This window comes from Aeromonas sp. QDB20 (genome assembly GCF_027707805.1).
GTDB classification, from domain to species: domain Bacteria; phylum Pseudomonadota; class Gammaproteobacteria; order Enterobacterales; family Aeromonadaceae; genus Aeromonas; species Aeromonas dhakensis.
In genome coordinates, this window is the sequence record NZ_JAPCJC010000009.1 from 22,687 (window position 1) to 39,569 (window position 16,883).

Here is a 16,883-nt window from a genome sequence, read left to right on the forward strand (position 1 = left end):
GTGGTCGGTCCTTTTACGCGGCGGCGCATTGTGCATTCGTGTTGCCCCCTTGACAAGCATATCAAGGGGGCAAAAACGCATTTTTTTGCACTAATGGGCGAATGCTCTGTTTCAGATCAGGCGTGAGCCGCCTGCAGGGCCTGTTCAAGCAGGGTCAGCCCCTCCTCGATGATGGCCGGCGAGGCCGTCAGCGGCGCCAGGAAGCGGATGACGTTGGCGCGCACACCGCAGGCCAGCAGCACCAGCCCGCGCTTGCCCGCCTCGGCCACCAGTCGCTTGGTGAGGTCGGCATCCGGCTGGCTTGCATCGCGCTGCTTGACCAGCTCCATGGCCACCATGGCGCCGGGGCCGCGGATGTCGCCGATGCAGTCAAAACGCTCGGCCAGCTGTTGCAGGCGCGCCTTGATCTGCTCGCCCTGGGCCTGGGCCTGCTGGTTGAGACGCTCCTCTTCGATCACCTCCAGCACCGCCAGGGCGGCGGCGCAGGCGATGGGGGAGCCGGCATAGGTGCCGCCCAGGCCACCCGGCTTGGCGGCGTTCATCACCTCCGCCTTGCCCACCACGGCGGAGAGCGGGAAGCCGCCGGCCAGGCTCTTGGCGAGCGTCATGATGTCCGGCTCGATGCCGCTGTATTCGGTGGCGAAGGTCTTGCCGGTGCGACAGAAACCGCTCTGGATCTCGTCGCAGATGAGCAGGATGCCGTGCTGATCGCACAGCTGGCGCAGGCGCTGCATGAAGCTGGCGGAGGCGGGGTAGAAGCCCCCTTCACCCTGCACCGGTTCGATGATGATGGCGGCCACCCGGGTCGGTTCGATATCCGAGCTGAAGCAGAGATCCAGCGCGGCCAGCGCATCGGCCTCGCTCACTCCCAGATAGTCGCTTGGGAAGGGCAGGTGATAGACCTCGCCAGGGAAGGGGCCGAAACCGGTCTTGTAGGGCACCACCTTGCCGGTGAGCGCCATCCCCATCATGGTGCGGCCGTGAAAGCCCCCCTTGAAGGCGATGGTGCCGCTGCGGCCGGTGTGGGCGCGGGCGATCTTGATGGCGTTCTCTACCGCCTCGGCACCGGTGGAGAGAAACAGGGTGCGTTTCGGGGTGGGGCCGGGCACCAGGGCATTCAACTTCTCCGCCAGCTCGATATAGCCGGGGTAGGGGGTGACCTGGAAGCAGGTGTGGCTGAATTTTTCCAGCTGCGCGCGCACCGCGGCCACCACTCTCGGGTGGTTGTGGCCGGTGTTGAGCACGGCGATGCCGGAGGCAAAATCGATGTAGCGGTTGCCCTCCACATCCCACAGTTCGGCGTTTTGCGCCCGGTCGATAAACACCGGCAGCAGGGTGCCGACACCGTTGACCACGGCGGCTTCACGGCGCGCTTGCCACGCCTTGTTTGATGCTGACTGACTCATCTTTCCTCCCTGAGGGGCCGGGGGCCCCTGTCTCAATGTGGCGAGGCCCCTTGGGAGCACTCACTTCGTCCTTGTTAAGCGATATGGCTGCGCCGGCGGGTGGCAGGCCCCTGTTGCAGGCCCGGCCGCCGGCGCAAGATGTGACTGCCTAGCGGATGCCGCCGAAGCAGAGGTATTTGGTCTCGAGGTACTCCTCCAGCCCCTCGGCCGCCCCTTCACGACCCAGGCCCGACTCCTTGATGCCACCAAAGGGGGCCAATTCGGTCGAGATGATCCCCTCGTTGATGCCGACCATGCCGTATTCGAGCTGCTCGGCCACCCGCCAGACGCGGGCGATGTCACGGCCATAGAAGTAGGCGGCCAGACCATAGGGGGTGTCGTTGGCCAGGGCGATGGCCTCGGCCTCGGTCTCGAAGCGCACCAGCGGGGCGACCGGGCCGAAGATCTCCTCCTGCAGGATGGGGTTGGTTCTATCCACCTTGCCCAGAATGGTGGGCTGGTAGAAGAGCGGGCCGGCGGGGTGGGCTTCGCCCCCCAGCAGCAGCTCGGCGCCGGCGGCGGTGGCCTGTTTGACCAGCTCGGCCACCTTGCTGGCGGCGGCCGGGTTGATGAGCGGGCCTATCTGGGTGCCTTCGCTCATGCCGTCGCCCACCTTGAAGGCCTTGACCGCGGCGGTGAGCTTCTCGGCGAAGGCGTCGTAGATGCCGGCCTGCACCAGGATACGGTTGGCGCAGACACAGGTTTGGCCGGCGTTGCGGTATTTGGAGGCGAGTGCCCCGGCGATGGCGGCGTCGAGATCGGCGTCGTCAAACACGATGAAGGGGGCGTTGCCGCCGAGCTCCAGCGACAGCTTCTTCATGGTGTCGGCGCACTGGCGCATCAACAGCTTGCCGATGCGGGTAGAGCCGGTGAAGGAGAGCTTGCGCACCGTCTTGTTGTTGCACAGCTCGTTGCCCACCGCCGCGGCCTGATGGCTGGTGACGATGTTGATGACCCCGGCCGGGATCCCTGCCTGCTCCGCCAGTGCCGCCAGCGCCAGGGCGCAGAGCGGGGTCTCGGCGGCCGGCTTGATGACGATGGTGCAACCGGCGGCCAGCGCCGGGCCCGCCTTGCGGGTGATCATGGCGATGGGGAAGTTCCAGGGGGTGATGGCGGCGACTACCCCCACCGGCTGCTTGATGGTGGCCAGCCGGCGGTCGCTGGAGAAACCCGGAATGGTGCGGCCATAAGCGCGTTTGCCCTCTTCCGCGAACCACTGGATGAAGCTGGCACCGTAGGCCACTTCCCCCTTGGCCTCGGCCAGCGGCTTGCCCTGCTCGCAGGTCATGATGCGGGCCAGCTCCTCCTGGTTGGCCATGATGAGCTCGAACCAGGCGTAGAGTCGGTTGCTGCGCTCCTTGGCGGTGAGCGCAGCCCAGCCCGGCTGGGCCGCGTGGGCGGCGGCGATGGCGCGGCGGGTGTCGCCCTCATCCATGTCGGGTACCTGGGTGATGACCTGGCCGGTGGCCGGGTTGTGCACCTCGAACCGGCGTCCGCCGCTGGCTTCGCACCAGCGACCATCTATATAGGCAAGGGATTTGATCAGGGAGAGTGCGGGTTGTGATGCTGACATAGATAGCAAGCCTCGATTGTGGGTCAGGGGGCCGGCTCATCCTGTGCCGCCACCGTATAGAATAATAAGCACAGGAAGACCATAAATTGAGCTGAAATGTTTTTCAAGTGTTAAATATATTTGAGTAAACTGTGTCTCGCGTGCTAGAAATGGAGCTGTTGGAGCGATTTTACCGGTTTCTGTGGTGCAGGGTGTGCAAAATAATGAACGGAGTGCACTGTGCAGGATAACAAACAGGTCGGTCGGATTGACTCGCTATTTTAACCGGGGCCGCCAATGGCTCCTACCAGGCACACAGGGAGGTGGCCGAATGCAGCAACCACAGGGCGAGACGCGCTGGCAGTCCATGACCGACAACCCGCTGGCGCAGAGTACCCAGGCGCAGAGCATGGGGGAGCGGTTGTCCGCCACTCGCCGCCGGCTGGGGCTCTCCCAGCGGCGGGTAGCCGAGCTGAGCGGGCTGACCCATGGCGCCATCTGCATGATAGAGCAGGACAAGGTGAGCCCGTCGGTGGCCTCTTTGCAAAAGCTGCTCAGCGTCTATGAGCTGCCGCTGTCGCGCTTCTTCGCCGAAGAGGAGGTGGCGAGCACGCCGAGCGTGGTGATCAGGGCCGAGCAGCTGATCGAGCTGGGCAGCCAGGGGGTCTCCATGAAGCTGGTGCACAACGGCAACAACCGCCGCCAGCTCGGCTTCATGCTGGAGACCTACGCCCCCGGCACTGATACCGGCGGCCAGGTCACCCACCTGGGGGAGGAGGTGGGTACCGTGCTGGAGGGGTCGGTGACCCTGACGGTGGCGGGCCAGACCTATCAGCTCAGTGCCGGGGACAGCTACGTGATCGACACGGGCGAGCCCCACAGTTTCAGCAATCCGTCGGGGCAGGTCTGCCGCATCGTCAGCGCCCACACCCCGGCCAACTTCTAGTGTCGAGACATCGTCTCGTTTGGGAAAAGAACTTGTAAGGAAACAGGGATCATGACCGAACATGTAAACAGTTACTACACAGCCAGTGCCAACCAACACGCACCCTATCCGACGCTGACCGAACAGCTGGAGTGTGACGTCTGCGTCATCGGGGCGGGTTATACAGGCCTCTCCAGCGCGCTGCATCTGGTGGAAAAGGGCTATTCGGTGGTGGTACTGGAGGCGGCCCGGGTGGGCTTTGGCGCCAGCGGGCGCAACGGCGGCCAGATCGTCAACTCCTACAGCCGCGACATCGACACCATAGAAGCGAATTGCCCGCCGGAACAGGCCAGGCTGCTCGGTTCCATGCTGTTTGAGGGGGGCCAGATCATCCGCGAGCGGATCAAGCGCTACAACATCCAGTGTGATCTGCAGGAGGGCGGGGTGTTCGCAGCCGAGACCGAGAAGCAGCTGCACGAACTCAAGGCGCAGCAGGCGCGCTGGGAGAAGTGGGGCAACGACAAGCTGGAGCTGCTCGATGCCGACGGTGTGCGCGAGGTGGTAGCGAGTGATCGCTACGTCGGCGCCCTGCTCGACAAGAGCGGCGGCCACATCCACCCCCTCAACCTGGCGCTGGGGGAGGCGGAGGCCATCCGCTTGCAGGGGGGCAAGATCTTCGAACAGTCTGCCGTCACCAGCATCACGCCGGGTCAGCCGGCCCTGGTCAAGACCGCCAAGGGGGCGGTCAAGGCGCGCTACGTGGTGGTGGCCGGCAACGCCTACCTCGGCAATCTGGTGCCCGAGCTCGCCGGCAAGAGCATGCCGTGCGGCACCCAGGTGATCGCCACCGAGGTGCTTGGAGAGGAGCGGGCCCGCTCGCTGCTGCCGCAAAACTACTGCCTGGAAGATTGCAACTATCTGCTCGACTACTACCGCACCTCCGGCGATCACCGGCTGATCTATGGCGGCGGCGTGGTCTATGGGGCGCGGGATCCGGCGGACATCGAGCGGCTGATCATCCCCAAGATGCTCAAGACCTTCCCCCAGCTGGCTGACGTCAAGGTGGAATTCACCTGGACCGGCAACTTCCTGCTTACCCTGTCGCGGCTGCCGCAGTTTGGCCGCATCGGCCACAACATCTATTACATGCAGGGTTACAGCGGCCACGGTGTCACCTGTACCCATCTGGCGGGCAAGCTGCTCTCCGAGGTGTTGAGTGGTCAGGCGGAGCGCTTCGATGCGTTCGCCAAGCTGCCGCACTACCCCTTCCCGGGTGGCCGCCTGTTCCGGATCCCCTTCACCGCCGCCGGCGCCGCCTGGTACACCCTGCGCGATCGGCTGGGGGTATGAGCCGGCCCGTGCCGGGCTTACTATCAAGGAAAAAGAAACACCGCCAGCTGGCGGTGTTTTGCTTTCTATGGGCGCTTATTGGGCCAGGGATTTCAACTGCTGCTTGTCCGGCGGGTTGTTCCAGTCGATGGGGCCATGGGTGAAGCGGTATTGCAGGCGGGGCAGGCTGGTCTCCAGCCACTCATCCCGAAAATAGGCGTAGCCCTGATCCCAGTCCGGGTCGTTAGCCCAGCCGGTCTGCAGGAAGTAGAGTCGGGTGCCCTGACCTTCCGGCACGAAGCGCAGGCAGACCTGGGTCTTCTGTTGGCGGATATGGGGCAGGGAGGGGGGAAAATTCCAGCTGAAACTGAGCAGGTCGTGGGGCATGACGGCCATCACCCGGCAACCTTCGCTGCCACGCTCGCCCAGCGGGGCATCGGGTCTGAAATAGATTTCGAAGGGACCATTCGGTTCCGGCACCATCAGGCATTCCGGCGCCAGAAAACTGCGCAGGCCGCTTTCGGTTGTCCAGGCACGCCAGACGTCGTCGATATGGGCCGGAACAAAGATATTGCCTTCTATCTGCTTGTTATCCATAAATCAGCGAGCCTCAAAACATCCATACACGGGACTCAGGCAGTATAGTCCCATGGCTCATGAAATGGACAGAGGTGTGTCACACCCCTGCCATCGCGGCGGCGTTATTCTGTGCCGGCGATTTGACAGGGCCCCCGTGTTCCGTGGAGAGTGGGGTGGTACTCATATGACAGGGACAGTTTGATGATCAGAGCCATGCGAGAGACGGATATTCCCCAGTTGGCGCAGCTGTTTTTGAAAGGGCGGCGGCAGACCTTTCACTGGGTCGACCCCGCCCAGTTCCGGCTGGAAGACTTTGACGAGCAGACCCGGGGCGAGCAGATCTGGGTGGCCGAACAGGGGGGAACACCCTGCGGCTTCATCTCCATCTGGGGCGATGAGAGTTTCGTACACCACCTCTATGTCTCGGCTGACTGGCATGGCCAGGGCATGGGACGGGCCCTGCTGAATCAGGGGCTGGCCCCCTTCAACAAGCCTGCATCCCTCAAGGTGGCCACCAACAACACGGCGGCGCTGGCGTTTTATCACCGGCTGGGTTGGCAGAATACGGCGGAAACCGGCCACTGCGAGATCACCGGCCCCTGGCGGCGACTGATCCTGGAATAAGCCGGTTTGCCATGCCCCGTTTGCCTATTCGCACTGGGGAGGTTGCCGGCAGCCATCGCCGGCAATATATAGTGTCAATTGTCTACCTAGAGTCTCGTGTGAGTGGCGGAAAAATTAACAGCCGTGGCTAATTGTAAAAATAGCTGGCATCACCTGCCGGAAAATATGACAAGCTGTGCCGGATCTATTTGCCATGCGTTACATGGGGGAATTGCATGGTAAACCATCTTGCAGGCGGGCCAATGAGTAATGGCTGAATAAAGTAGCCGCTATATTCAGCCAGAACTTTTTTGTTAAGAAAGTGACAGCTCTTATAAAAACATTATGTTGTTCTCAAACTGCCGTGCTATTCTCAAGCTGTGTTATCCCTGTGACAAACAAAAATAATTCTGTGAGGAAGTAATGAACGAGTTTCTGAAAGTTCTGCTGAACATTCGCAGCCTGCGTGCGGCCATCCGTGAATTGCCGTTTGAACAGCTGCAAGAAGCAAAAGAGAAGTTCGATCTGGTATATAACGAGCGCGCCGAATCTGTTGAACAGGAGCGTGCCGAGCAGGAAGAGCGTCAGCGCAAGCTGAACGAGTTTACCGAAATGCTGCAGCAGGCCGGTATCGATCCCCGTGAACTGCTGAACAGCGCTGCCGCCCCGGCTGCCGCTGCCGGCGCGACCAAGAGCAAGCGTGCTCCGCGTCCTGCCAAGTACAAGTATCAGGAAGATGGCCAGGAGAAGACCTGGACCGGTCAGGGCCGTATGCCCAAGGCCATTGCCGAGCAAGTTGCGCTGGGCAAGGATCTGAATGATTTCCTGATCTGATCCCTGAGGGTCGATCATGAATGATGCCGCCCATGAGGCGGCATTATTATTTGTGCTCATTGAAAGCCGCCCCTGTCAATTCCCCATGCTGTTTTATCCGACTGGTTTTTGTCGCATGACACTCGCATGATGTCACCCCTATTTGTTGCCGCCTGATTGAACGATTAATTTCCACTTGGCTGGTTTTTTCATCACCGACATCGTTTTTATGGTGTGACTGGCTGCCTTCTTCTCCTCCTGTTGCTGGACTCATATAGCCCGTCAAGTATTAGGTAGGTCATTCCAGGACGATACCATCAGCATTAAGAGATCGCCTGTTTCTGGCGCCTTGCCTCTCCCCTTGGTTGTGCCCATGGCATTAATCGGTCGGGTCACTGTCAGCGACCTGATTGGACGAACCACAGTGTATTACCCCGGTTGTTTTATTGCGGCGGGAGCAAGATACCTGCGCACTTTTTATGGGAAAGAGATGCCCTGGGCATTTAATCGGTGGTATGGCGGGGAGATTGGAAAAGGAGAGTGGGGAAATAATAAGGCTCCCGTTACGAGAGCCTTATTCACCCTATAGATTCAACTTGCCAGCTGGGCCGGCCAGCGAACAGGGTCCGGCCGGGGCTGTCCCGGATATTGGCGGCGCCGCTCGACGGCATCCGCCAGCATGGCGAGCAGGGTCTGGGTATCGTCCCAGCAGAGGCAGGCATCGGTGACCGACTGGCCGTAGACCAGCTCGCTCAGAGGGGCCGGTTTCTGGCTGCCACCCTGCAGGAAACTCTCGACCATGACGGCGGCGATGGCGTCGCTGCCTTCTGCCAGCTGGCGGCAGAGCTCTCCCGCCACCCGGATCTGGTTCTTGTGCAGCTTCTGGCTGTTGCCATGGCTGCAATCCACCATCAGCCGGGGGGGGAGCCCCTGCCGTGCCAGCCGCTCGGCCGCTTCTTCCACGTCGTGCTGGTGGTAATTGGGGCGGGTGCCACCGCGCAAAATGATGTGGCCGGCCGGGTTGCCTTCACTCTTGATCACCACCATGCCGCCCTGGCTGCCGGGGGCGGTAAACAGGTGGGAGGCTTCGCTCGCCTGAATGGCATCGATGGCCACCCGGATGTTGCCGTCCGTCCCGTTCTTGAAGCCGACGGGGCAGGGCAGGGCTGAGGCCAGCTGCCGGTGCACTTGCGACTCGGTGGTGCGGGCACCGATCGCCCCCCAGCTGATGAGATCGGCCAGGTAGAGGAAGCTGGTGGTATCGAGAAACTCGGTGGCGGTGGCCAGCCCCAGCTGGTTGATGTCGAGCAGCAGCTGGCGCGCGAGCCGCATGCCGTGGTTGATGTCGTTGCTGCCATCCAGATGGGGATCGAACACCAGCCCCTTCCAGCCCACCGTGGTGCGGGGCTTCTCGAAATAGGTGCGCATCACTATCTGCAGCCGATCCTGATAGGCGTGGGCCAGCGAGGCCAGCCGTCTGGCATAGTCGAGGGCGGCGAGGGGATCGTGGATGGAGCAGGGGCCAATCACCACCAGCAGGCGATCGTCCTCTCCTGCCAGGATCCGGCGAGCCTGCTGGCGGTGCTGGTCGATCCGGGTCGCCAGCTCGGCGGGACAGGGATGAAGTGCCAACAGGTCGGCAGGAGTGGGGAGTACCTCCACCGCGAAGGCGCGCATTACCGAGTTTAAAACTGCCATCTGGATTACCTTGCTGTGCATAGGAGTGAGTGACGTGCACTCCACACCGGAACCCGGACGGGAGCTGCAATGGGGCGTCATCACCTGTTATTGTTGAGAGTGATTATCATTATCTTGTTGTCGGCCGCAAATGCAAGCACAACCGAGTGGCACACCAGAATGGGGGGAGAGCGCCGGCGGGCAAGGCCGCTCCAATGGCAATCAAGCCCATGACCGGCAGGCCATGGGCTTGATATTTCAGGACAAAATCAGCTGATTCAGCTGTCCATCACGTCGTGACGGGCATGGTGATAGGCCTCTTCATCCTTGCCGTGGCGCCAGTAGGGCACGGCGTACACCCGGGTGCGATCCACCTCGAGCGTGCGCCGTACGTGACGGCGCATGGGGACCACCAAGCCCTCTTCCCCGCCAAACCAGAAGTAGCTCTGTTGCTCCTCCAGCGGCAGGGCGGTGAAGTACTCCACCAGCGGCGCCGTCTGCTCAGGGGTGCCGACAAACCAGCGCAGGCTTACCCCGGCGGGCAGCGACAGATCCTGCACATCTTCCTGATAGGGCACCAGCAGGGCGATGTGGCCGCGGGCATCGGCAGGCATCACCTCAATCATGGCGCTGATGGCGGGCAGGGCGGTGAGATCCCCCACCATGTAGTAGTAACTGGCCGGTTGCAGCATGGGATCCGGGCCACCGGGGCCCGAGATGGCCAGCAGATTGCCGGGCTTGGCCTGGCTGGCGAAACGGCTGGCGGGGCCGCCATCATCGTGCAGGGCGAAGTCGATATCCAGCTCCAGCGCCTCGCGGCGAAACGCGCGAATGGTGAAGGTGCGCATGATGGGACGCTGGCTCGGGTCTTCCCAGCGCGGCCCCTGCGGGGTGGGCGTGGGCAGCACGGCATGGGCCTGGCCCGGCTGGGGCAGCATGATCTTGATATGGGCGCCGCCACAGGTGAAGGGGTAGTCAGCGAGCTCCGGGCTGGTCAGGCAGATCCGGCGCAGGTGCGGGCTCACATCCTGAATGTGCTTGACCGTGAGCAGGCGGGGGCGGTTGACCGGGGCGGACTGGGACATGGGCATACTCCTGACTGATAATGGCGCTCATTCTTCATTAAATGAAAATTATTATCAATTGGTTTGTGTGACAGAGTCAGAGAGGGGAAAGCGAAGGGAAGTTGAGTGGCGTGCAGATAAATAGCCCCCCCTCGCCATGGGGCGAGGGGGGGCTCTGGCTCAGGGGCGATCGCTGCCCCCCAGCGCCTTGTAGATCTTCGCCATGGTGTTGAGCTGCTCCTTCTGCTGGCCGAGCAGGGCGAGCTCGGCGTCCCACAGCCGGTTCTGCTCATCCAGCCAGGGTTGTACCCCGGTGGCGCCAGCCTGGTAGCGGGCTCTCGCCAGCCGCTCCGCCTCTTTGGCAAAGTCCAGCTGCTCGGCCAGGTAGCTCAGGCGTTGCTCGCCGTGGTGGCGGGCGGTCAGACCATCCTCCACCTCCACCAGTGCGCCGTAGAGCTGCTTGCGAAACTCCGCTTCGGCTATCTGGTAATCGAGCTTGGCGCCGGCGATGGCGAGCCGGGTCTTGTTGTACTCGAGGAAGGGCAGCGCCAACGTGGCGCCCAGGGTGCCCACCGGGTTTTGCAGCACCTGGGTCAGGGTGTCCGAGCTGCTGTTGGCGCCGCCGGTCAGCTTCAATGTGGGGTAGAGACCGGTGCGGATCTCGTCCCCCTTCGCCAGGGTCTTGCGCAGGCGCAGCTCGGCGGCACGCACGTCGGGACGCCGCGCCAGCACGTCGGCCGGAATGCCGACCGCCAGGGTGGGGATGGCGGCCGTCGGCAGCGCCTTGGGCTCGAACGCCAGCGGACCGCTGCTGCGACCGAGCAACAGGCGCAGGGCGTTGCGGGCCTGCTCCTGCTGCATCAGGAGCGAGCTGAGCTCCGCCTGCTTGCCGGCCTTCTGCTGGCTGGCCTGCACCAGATCGAGCCGGGTCACGGCGCCGGCCCGGTACTTGGCCTGGGTCAGCTGCTCTGCGCGCACATAGTTGGCGAGCTGCTGCTGGCCCAGGGTAATGGCCGAGCCGAGGTAGGCCAGCTGCCAATATTGCTCGAGCGCCTTGCCGATCAGCATCAGGCGGGTGGCGGCCAGATCCTGGGCGGACGCCTCGGCCTCCCAGCTCGCCTGATCCAGCACCGAGGCCAGCCTGCCCCACAGATCCACCTCGTAGCCGAGGGTCAGGGAGGGGCCCATGCTGCCTTCACTCTTGCCGCTTTTCAGATTCTTGGTGCCATTGCCGCCGAGGCTGGCATCGACCGAGGGGGTCAGGTTGGTATCGGCCAGATCGGCACTGAGCAGGGCGCTGCGCAGGCGCAGGCCGGCGACCTGCATGTCCGGGTTGGCAGCCAGCACGGCCTCGATCAGCCGATTGAGCTCGGGATCGTGGAAGCCCTGCCACCAGGGGCCGGCCAGCTGGCGGGTGAGCCCGTCCTCTGGCTGCTGCCAATGATCGGCCAATGCCAGCTCCTGCCGCTGATAGCTGCTCTGCTGGCTGCAGGCGCCGAGGCCGAGCGCCAGGGTGAGGCAGAGCCCCAGTTTGGATAAGTGGTACATCGTCATTCCCTCGCCAGCGCCTCGACCGGATCGAGCCGGGCGGCATTGCGGGCGGGCAGATAGCCAAACAGGATCCCGATGAGCGAGGAACAGCCAAACGCCATCAGGATGGAAAAGAGCGAGAAGTGCATCTGGATGCTCTCCACGAACAGGGAGAAGAGCAGGCCGATGAAGAGGGAGACCCCCACCCCGAGCATGCCCCCCAGCAGGCTCACCATCACCGCTTCGATCAGAAACTGCTGCAGTATGTCCGACTGGCGGGCACCGACCGCGATGCGGATGCCGATCTCGCGGGTGCGCTCCACCACCGATACCAGCATGATGTTCATCACCCCGACGCCGCCGACGATGAGGGAGATCACCGCGATGGCGGAGACCAGCAGGGTCATGGTGGCGGTGGTCTTCTCCACCGACTTGATGATGCTGTCGCTGCTGAAAGTGAAGAAGTCCTTCATTCCGTGGCGCTGGGTCAGCAGCTCGATGGCGGCCTGCTCGGCCAGCGCCGGTTGCACCCCATCCTTGACCCGGATGGTGAGCTGGCTGAAGTGGTTCTGGGAGATGAGGCGGCTCATCACGGCGCTGTAGGGCAGCCAGACGTTCACCGACTGGCCGCTGCGGCCAAACCCGGTCTCCTCTTCCACCACGCCGACGATGCGCACCGGCAGGGTGCCGACCAGCACCACCTGGCCGACGGGATCCTGTTTGCCGAGCAGGCTCTCTATGGTCTTGCCGTCCACCACCGCCACCGCGGTCCGGTTCTGGATGTCGCGTTCGTCAAACAGCCGGCCGTTGGTGAGCTTCATCCCCTTGACCCGGAAGAAGTCGCTGCCGACCCCGACTATGCTGCCGCTGTTGGTCTTGTTGCGATAGCGCAGCTGGCCGGAGGCGGCGATCTGGGGGCTGGCCCCTTCCAGGTAGGGTTGGCCGAGCAGGGCGTCGAGATCCCGCTTGTTGAGGGTCTGGATGCTGGCGGCCTTCTCGTCCCCCCAATCCTTGCCGGGGAAGATGTCGATGGTGTTGGTGCCCATGGCATTGATCTGGTCGATCACCTTGGCACGGGCCCCCTGGCCGAGCGCCACCACGCTCACCACGGCGGCGATGCCGATGATGATGCCGAGCATGGTGAGGAAGGTGCGCATGCGGTGGGCCAGCATGGCGTGCAGCGCCATGCGTGCCGCTTCCCGGTAGCGATCCCAGTCGTGCCCTGCCCCTTCCTTGCCGGCGGGGGCGGCGGTCGGGGTCACGGGGGCGGCGGCCGGTTTGCGGCCGCTGTCTTCCTGCACCCGGCCATCTTTCAGGGTGATGATCCGGTCGGCGTGGCTGGCCACCTCCATGTCGTGGGTCACCAGGATGATGGTGTGGCCCTGGGCGTGCAGCTCCCTGAGGATGGCCATCACCTCCTTGCCGCTCTGGCTGTCGAGGGCCCCGGTGGGTTCGTCCGCCAGGATCACCTCGCCGCCGTTGGCCAGCGCCCGGGCGATACTGACCCGCTGCTGCTGGCCGCCGGAGAGCTGGCTCGGGGTGTGATGGCTGCGCTCACTGAGCCCCAGTCGCGCCAGCAGTGCCTGCGAGCGGGCCTGGCGCTCGGCCCGTGGCGTGCCGGCGTAGACGGCCGGGATCTCCACGTTGGCGGCGGCATTGAGGTGCGGCAACAGGTGGTAGCGCTGAAAGATGAAGCCGAAGTGGTGGCAGCGCAGCCTGGCGAGGGAGAGGGCGTCCAGGGTGGCGGTGTCCTGGCCGCGGAACAGGTACTGGCCGCTGCTCGGCCGATCGAGGCAGCCGAGCAGGTTCATCAGGGTCGACTTGCCGGAGCCGGAGGCGCCGACGATGGCGATCATCTCTCCCGCCTCGATGGCGAGATCGAGGGGGTGGAGCACGGTCACTTCCTGCTCTCCGCTCTGGTAGCGGCGCTCGATCCCCTTGAGCTGGATCAGAGGCTCGCTCACAACATGATCTCCACGTCATTGCCACTGACCGGCGAACCTTGGTTCAGGGTGACCTTCTCCTGTTCGCTCAGGCCGCTGACCACCTCCACCTTGATGTCATCCTTCATGCCGGTCTTGATGCGGCGAGTCTCTTTCTGGTCATCCTCCTTGAGCAGGGTGACCTCGTACTCGTTCTCCCCGAGCTTCTTGCCAAGGGCGGTCTGCGGAATGGTCAGCACCTGCTTGCGCTCACCGAGCACTATGGTGACCTGGGTGGTCATGGCGACCCGCAGGGTGTGATCCGGGTTGGGCACGTCGAACAGGGCGTAGTAGTAGACGGCGGCGTTGTTGGTGGCCGTGGTGCTGGTGGCCTGCTCGTTGATGTTGGTGGGGGCCAGTTCGACGGTGCGCAGGGTGCCGTGGTAGCGGGTGTCCGGATCCCCCATCAGGGTGAAATAGACCGGCATGCCGGCCTTGACCCGGGTGACGTCCGCTTCCGAGATCTGCGCCTTGACCGTCATGGTCTCCAGGTTGGCGAGCTTGAGCAGGGTCGGCACCGTCTGGCTGGCGGCCAGGGTCTGCCCCTGGCGGGTCACTATGCTGACGACGGTACCATCCATGGGCGCCTGAATACGGTTGTAGCCGAGCTCCGTCTTGGCTCGCTCCACCTTGATCTGGGCATTGTCGACTTCAGCCAATGCCCCCTGCAGCTCGGCTCTGGTCACGGCCAGCTGGGCTTCGGCGCTCTCCAGATCGGCGCGCGAGCTCGCCTCCTGCCTGAACATCTGCTGCTGGCGACGCCAGCTCAGCTCGTTCTGCTTGAGCTGGGCCTGCTTGATCTTGAGCTGGGCGCGGCGGCTGGCGAGATCCGCCTCGGCGGTCTTGAGGTTGTTCTGGGCGATCAGCGGATCGATCTCGGCCAGCAGGTCTCCCTGCTTGACCTTCTGACCTGCCTCTACCGCCAGATAGGTGACCTGGCCCGAGACCTGGGCACCGACGTCTACCTGCTCGATGGCCTGCAGCACACCGCTGGCCAGCACGGTCTGCTCCACGTCCTGGCGTGTCACCTCGGCGGTCAGTACCGGCTCGGGAGCCTTGCTCGGCCAGGCCAGCCAGCCGATGGCGAGCACGGGCACGAGGGCGAGCAGGGCAATTTTTCTCTGCTTGGGAGTGATGTTCATTTTTCACCTGAAAGAAGCGAACGAAGGCGTGCAAGGGCAACATCCTGCAGCAAACGAGGCTCAAAAAACAGTGATGAATATGTAAGAAAACATGTAGATAGTCTTGTCACTAGCATGCCCTGGCCGGGCTTCCTGGCGAGCAGACGGGGTGGGGGGCAGCGGGCGAAAAAGCCCGCTGCGGGAGGTCATTCGGGCACCCGGCCTGAGTCGGCGGGGGCCGGTCGTCAGCCGACGGCCTTGAGTTGTTCGGCGTAGGGCTCGTGGCAGATCTGGATGTCGAGCGGCAGCTTGTAGATAAGCAGGCGGGCCAAGGAGCCCTCCATCCAGTGGTGGCGGCTGCCGACCAGCAGCAGATCCATCGGGTGAGTGGCCAGCCAGCGTTTCAGGTCGGGCACCACGTCATCGACCACCAGGCACTGGTAATCCACCGGGTGTTGCAGAGTGGTGATGAGCTCGCTGATGATGGCCTTGGCGTCCAGCGTACCCTGGGCGCTGCGCTCCTCTTCCGACAGCGACAGGCTGTTGCGGCGCATCTTGCTGCTGTGGGTCAGGTGCAGCAGGGTGAGCTCGCCCCCCATTCCTTGTGCCAATTGACTCGCTTTGGCCAGCGTCTCCTGCTCGTAATCCTTGCCTTCCAGCAACAGCACGATATTGGTTGAGGTCATAAGCAGTTCTCCCTTGGCATGGTGCGGGTCACCCGGGACAAATGGCCTGTCCCATATCACTGTGTACCCGCTATGTGTCGCATAGCACGAACCTGTCTCTGTGGCTGCCGGTGTCACCGGGTGTCGCTGATGCAGCGCCAGGGCATGTTCGTTTACATCATCATAACAGACTGAGTTGAATGGAAAATGAAGGAAAAGCGGGGCTGGGTGGGCAAATGACGTGCGAGCCGTCAAAAGTGTGAGCAAAGCTGGAATTGGCCCCTCTCTGGAGCCATGCCGGACAGTGTTGGCTGGCAGATGGCAAGATAACAAGAGAGAGGGCGGGACGGGTGAGCAGAGCGGCGAGTCCGGCGTGAAACGGGACTCGCCGGGTTAGCGTCAGAGTGGCTTGCCCGCCAGATAGTTCGTCAGCCAGGGCAGCCCCTCTTTCTTGCGACTGACGGCGCCAATGAGCTGGATAGGGTGGGCGGGCAGGATGCCGTTGCTGGCGAAATGGAGCTGGCTGCCCCCCTGAGCCAGGTCGGTCAGCATCAGGACATAGGCATCCAGCCCATCCTCTGCCAGCCGCAGTTGCATCGCCTGTTCCAGTTCCGCCTGCCGGCTGTGCAACTGACCTGGATCCATCACGCAGATCTGGCTGACATAGAGCTGGTAGCCGGCGATCCGATACGCCTTTTCGTCGGCAGCGAGCAGTTCGGCCATTGGGGCGTCACCGAGCTGGGTGCGGCGTTCCAGCAGGGTCTGGGCAAAGGGCTCCAGCGCCAGATCCGCCAGCGGCAGCAGGGCATGGACGGCGGCGCGATCTCGCGCCGTGGTGGTGGGCGAGGTGAGACTGAAGGTATCGCTGATGATGGCCCCGAGCAGCAGGCGAGCCTGGGCGCGGGAGAGGGTATGGTAACCCATCAGCTCCAGCAGCACGGTGGCGCTGCAGCCCACGGCCCGGATCCAGGCATCGAGCGGCCCACGGGTAATGAGAGTGCCGATGCGGTGGTGGTCGATGAGGCCCTGCACGTCGGCCTCTGCCAGCCCCTCCGGCCCCTGCTCCAGCTCGCTGAAATCCACCAGGAACACCTGCTTGTTGGCCACGCTGCCCTGCAGCAGGGGCGGGGCGGCGACGCCGGCGGTTTCCAGAATGAAGCGGGTTTCAGCGATGGGCTCGCCGAGGGCATAGGCCTGGGCAGGGCGGCCCTGGCGATTGAGCCAGTCGGCAGCCACCAGGGCGGTACAGATGCTGTCGCTATCGGGATTCTTGTGGCCAAACACGTGGAGCATGGTGCCATTCCTGCGGTTGATGACGTACCTGAGGCAAGATCAGGTATGCGGGGCAAACGGGAAAACAGGGGGTTGCCCTGCTCTGGATTCACTCTATGCGCCGTCCCCGCTGATGGCAACCGGCGCAGGCCGCTATGTACCGGGCGAGACCCTGTTGTAAAAGGGGCGCGCACACTAGCAGCGGAATCGCCTTGGGGCTGGGTAGGGAGGCAGACCAGGGTTGCAGATTAGGGCAGGGAGGCACACTCGGACAGGGAGACAAGCGGAAGGAGATGGCTGTGTGGCAAGCGCCGGGGGATCGCCCA

The 16,883-nt window shown here is 63.4% G+C and carries 14 protein-coding genes; 4 read left to right on the top strand and 10 right to left on the bottom strand.

Annotated elements, in window-relative coordinates:
- Window positions 1-116: 116 nt before the first annotated feature.
- Both gabT and PG897_RS12770 read right to left on the bottom strand, forming a co-directional pair.
- On the bottom strand, window positions 117-1,406 hold the full coding sequence (gene gabT, locus PG897_RS12765; protein WP_201883003.1) for a 4-aminobutyrate--2-oxoglutarate transaminase: 1,290 nt from the start codon (window positions 1,404-1,406) through the stop codon (window positions 117-119).
- A 148-nt stretch (window positions 1,407-1,554) separates the two neighbouring features.
- The gene (locus PG897_RS12770) at window positions 1,555-3,018 is read right to left on the bottom strand and encodes an NAD-dependent succinate-semialdehyde dehydrogenase (protein WP_043171526.1); all 1,464 of its coding nucleotides are present in this window, start codon (window positions 3,016-3,018) and stop codon (window positions 1,555-1,557) included.
- Window positions 3,019-3,328: 310 nt separating this feature from the next.
- On the opposite strand from PG897_RS12770, the gene puuR reads away from it, so the two are divergent.
- Together puuR and PG897_RS12780 are read left to right on the top strand one after the other, a co-directional pair.
- Entirely contained in the window at window positions 3,329-3,943 is a 615-nt protein-coding gene (puuR, locus tag PG897_RS12775; RefSeq protein WP_043171528.1) for an HTH-type transcriptional regulator PuuR, read from the top strand.
- Window positions 3,944-3,994: 51 nt separating this feature from the next.
- Window positions 3,995-5,272: an NAD(P)/FAD-dependent oxidoreductase gene (locus PG897_RS12780; protein WP_201883002.1), complete on the top strand. Its 1,278-nt coding sequence runs from the start codon at window positions 3,995-3,997 to the stop codon at window positions 5,270-5,272.
- A 75-nt stretch (window positions 5,273-5,347) separates the two neighbouring features.
- Here the strand turns inward: PG897_RS12780 and PG897_RS12785 are convergent, their stop codons facing one another.
- Window positions 5,348-5,848 carry an SRPBCC family protein gene (locus PG897_RS12785; RefSeq protein WP_005303036.1) on the bottom strand — a complete coding sequence of 167 codons (501 nt, stop codon included), beginning with the start codon at window positions 5,846-5,848 and terminating at the stop codon, window positions 5,348-5,350.
- Window positions 5,849-6,031: 183 nt separating this feature from the next.
- Here PG897_RS12785 and PG897_RS12790 point away from each other — a divergent pair, with 183 nt between their 5' ends.
- Window positions 6,032-6,454 (top strand): GNAT family N-acetyltransferase, encoded by a 423-nt coding sequence (locus tag PG897_RS12790; protein WP_005303034.1) that lies wholly within the window; start codon window positions 6,032-6,034, stop codon window positions 6,452-6,454.
- Window positions 6,455-6,856: 402 nt separating this feature from the next.
- Window positions 6,857-7,267: an H-NS family histone-like protein gene (locus PG897_RS12795; protein ID WP_043171531.1), complete on the top strand. Its 411-nt coding sequence runs from the start codon at window positions 6,857-6,859 to the stop codon at window positions 7,265-7,267.
- 570 nt (window positions 7,268-7,837) lie between these two features.
- On the opposite strand, the gene PG897_RS12800 is transcribed toward PG897_RS12795, so the two are convergent.
- From PG897_RS12800 to PG897_RS12830, 7 genes are all read right to left on the bottom strand, one after another.
- Complete coding sequence (locus tag PG897_RS12800; RefSeq protein WP_201882310.1) at window positions 7,838-8,944, bottom strand: 3-deoxy-7-phosphoheptulonate synthase; 1,107 nt, start codon at window positions 8,942-8,944, stop codon at window positions 7,838-7,840.
- A 257-nt stretch (window positions 8,945-9,201) separates the two neighbouring features.
- Window positions 9,202-10,008 carry a siderophore-interacting protein gene (locus PG897_RS12805; protein ID WP_201882308.1) on the bottom strand — a complete coding sequence of 269 codons (807 nt, stop codon included), beginning with the start codon at window positions 10,006-10,008 and terminating at the stop codon, window positions 9,202-9,204.
- Window positions 10,009-10,167: 159 nt separating this feature from the next.
- Window positions 10,168-11,541, bottom strand: coding sequence for an efflux transporter outer membrane subunit (locus tag PG897_RS12810; protein ID WP_270829078.1), 1,374 nt, complete (start codon window positions 11,539-11,541; stop codon window positions 10,168-10,170).
- Complete coding sequence (locus PG897_RS12815) at window positions 11,538-13,481, bottom strand: MacB family efflux pump subunit (RefSeq protein WP_042051204.1); 1,944 nt, start codon at window positions 13,479-13,481, stop codon at window positions 11,538-11,540. Before PG897_RS12815 ends, PG897_RS12810 begins: the two co-directional genes overlap by 4 nt.
- Window positions 13,478-14,641, bottom strand: coding sequence for a macrolide transporter subunit MacA (macA, locus tag PG897_RS12820; RefSeq protein WP_017780716.1), 1,164 nt, complete (start codon window positions 14,639-14,641; stop codon window positions 13,478-13,480). The genes PG897_RS12815 and macA overlap by 4 nt, the downstream gene beginning before the upstream one ends.
- Before the next feature lie 224 nt (window positions 14,642-14,865).
- Window positions 14,866-15,306 carry a universal stress protein gene (locus tag PG897_RS12825; RefSeq protein ID WP_005303019.1) on the bottom strand — a complete coding sequence of 147 codons (441 nt, stop codon included), beginning with the start codon at window positions 15,304-15,306 and terminating at the stop codon, window positions 14,866-14,868.
- A gap of 378 nt (window positions 15,307-15,684) precedes the next feature.
- Entirely contained in the window at window positions 15,685-16,578 is an 894-nt protein-coding gene (locus PG897_RS12830; protein WP_201882304.1) for a DHHA2 domain-containing protein, read from the bottom strand.
- Window positions 16,579-16,883 lie beyond the last annotated feature (305 nt).

Excerpts from the sequence above, each read along its gene's own strand:
- gabT (WP_201883003.1), bottom strand. The coding sequence starts at position 1,406 with ATGAGTCAGTCAGCATCAAACAAGGCGTGGCAAGCGCGCCGTGAAGCC.
- PG897_RS12770 (WP_043171526.1), bottom strand. The coding sequence starts at position 3,018 with ATGTCAGCATCACAACCCGCACTCTCCCTGATCAAATCCCTTGCCTAT.
- puuR (WP_043171528.1), top strand. The coding sequence starts at position 3,329 with ATGCAGCAACCACAGGGCGAGACGCGCTGGCAGTCCATGACCGACAAC.
- PG897_RS12780 (WP_201883002.1), top strand. The coding sequence starts at position 3,995 with ATGACCGAACATGTAAACAGTTACTACACAGCCAGTGCCAACCAACAC.
- PG897_RS12785 (WP_005303036.1), bottom strand. The coding sequence starts at position 5,848 with ATGGATAACAAGCAGATAGAAGGCAATATCTTTGTTCCGGCCCATATC.
- PG897_RS12790 (WP_005303034.1), top strand. The coding sequence starts at position 6,032 with ATGATCAGAGCCATGCGAGAGACGGATATTCCCCAGTTGGCGCAGCTG.
- PG897_RS12795 (WP_043171531.1), top strand. The coding sequence starts at position 6,857 with ATGAACGAGTTTCTGAAAGTTCTGCTGAACATTCGCAGCCTGCGTGCG.
- PG897_RS12800 (WP_201882310.1), bottom strand. The coding sequence starts at position 8,944 with ATGGCAGTTTTAAACTCGGTAATGCGCGCCTTCGCGGTGGAGGTACTC.
- PG897_RS12805 (WP_201882308.1), bottom strand. The coding sequence starts at position 10,008 with ATGTCCCAGTCCGCCCCGGTCAACCGCCCCCGCCTGCTCACGGTCAAG.
- PG897_RS12810 (WP_270829078.1), bottom strand. The coding sequence starts at position 11,541 with ATGACGATGTACCACTTATCCAAACTGGGGCTCTGCCTCACCCTGGCG.
- macA (WP_017780716.1), bottom strand. The coding sequence starts at position 14,641 with ATGAACATCACTCCCAAGCAGAGAAAAATTGCCCTGCTCGCCCTCGTG.
- PG897_RS12825 (WP_005303019.1), bottom strand. The coding sequence starts at position 15,306 with ATGACCTCAACCAATATCGTGCTGTTGCTGGAAGGCAAGGATTACGAG.
- PG897_RS12830 (WP_201882304.1), bottom strand. The coding sequence starts at position 16,578 with ATGCTCCACGTGTTTGGCCACAAGAATCCCGATAGCGACAGCATCTGT.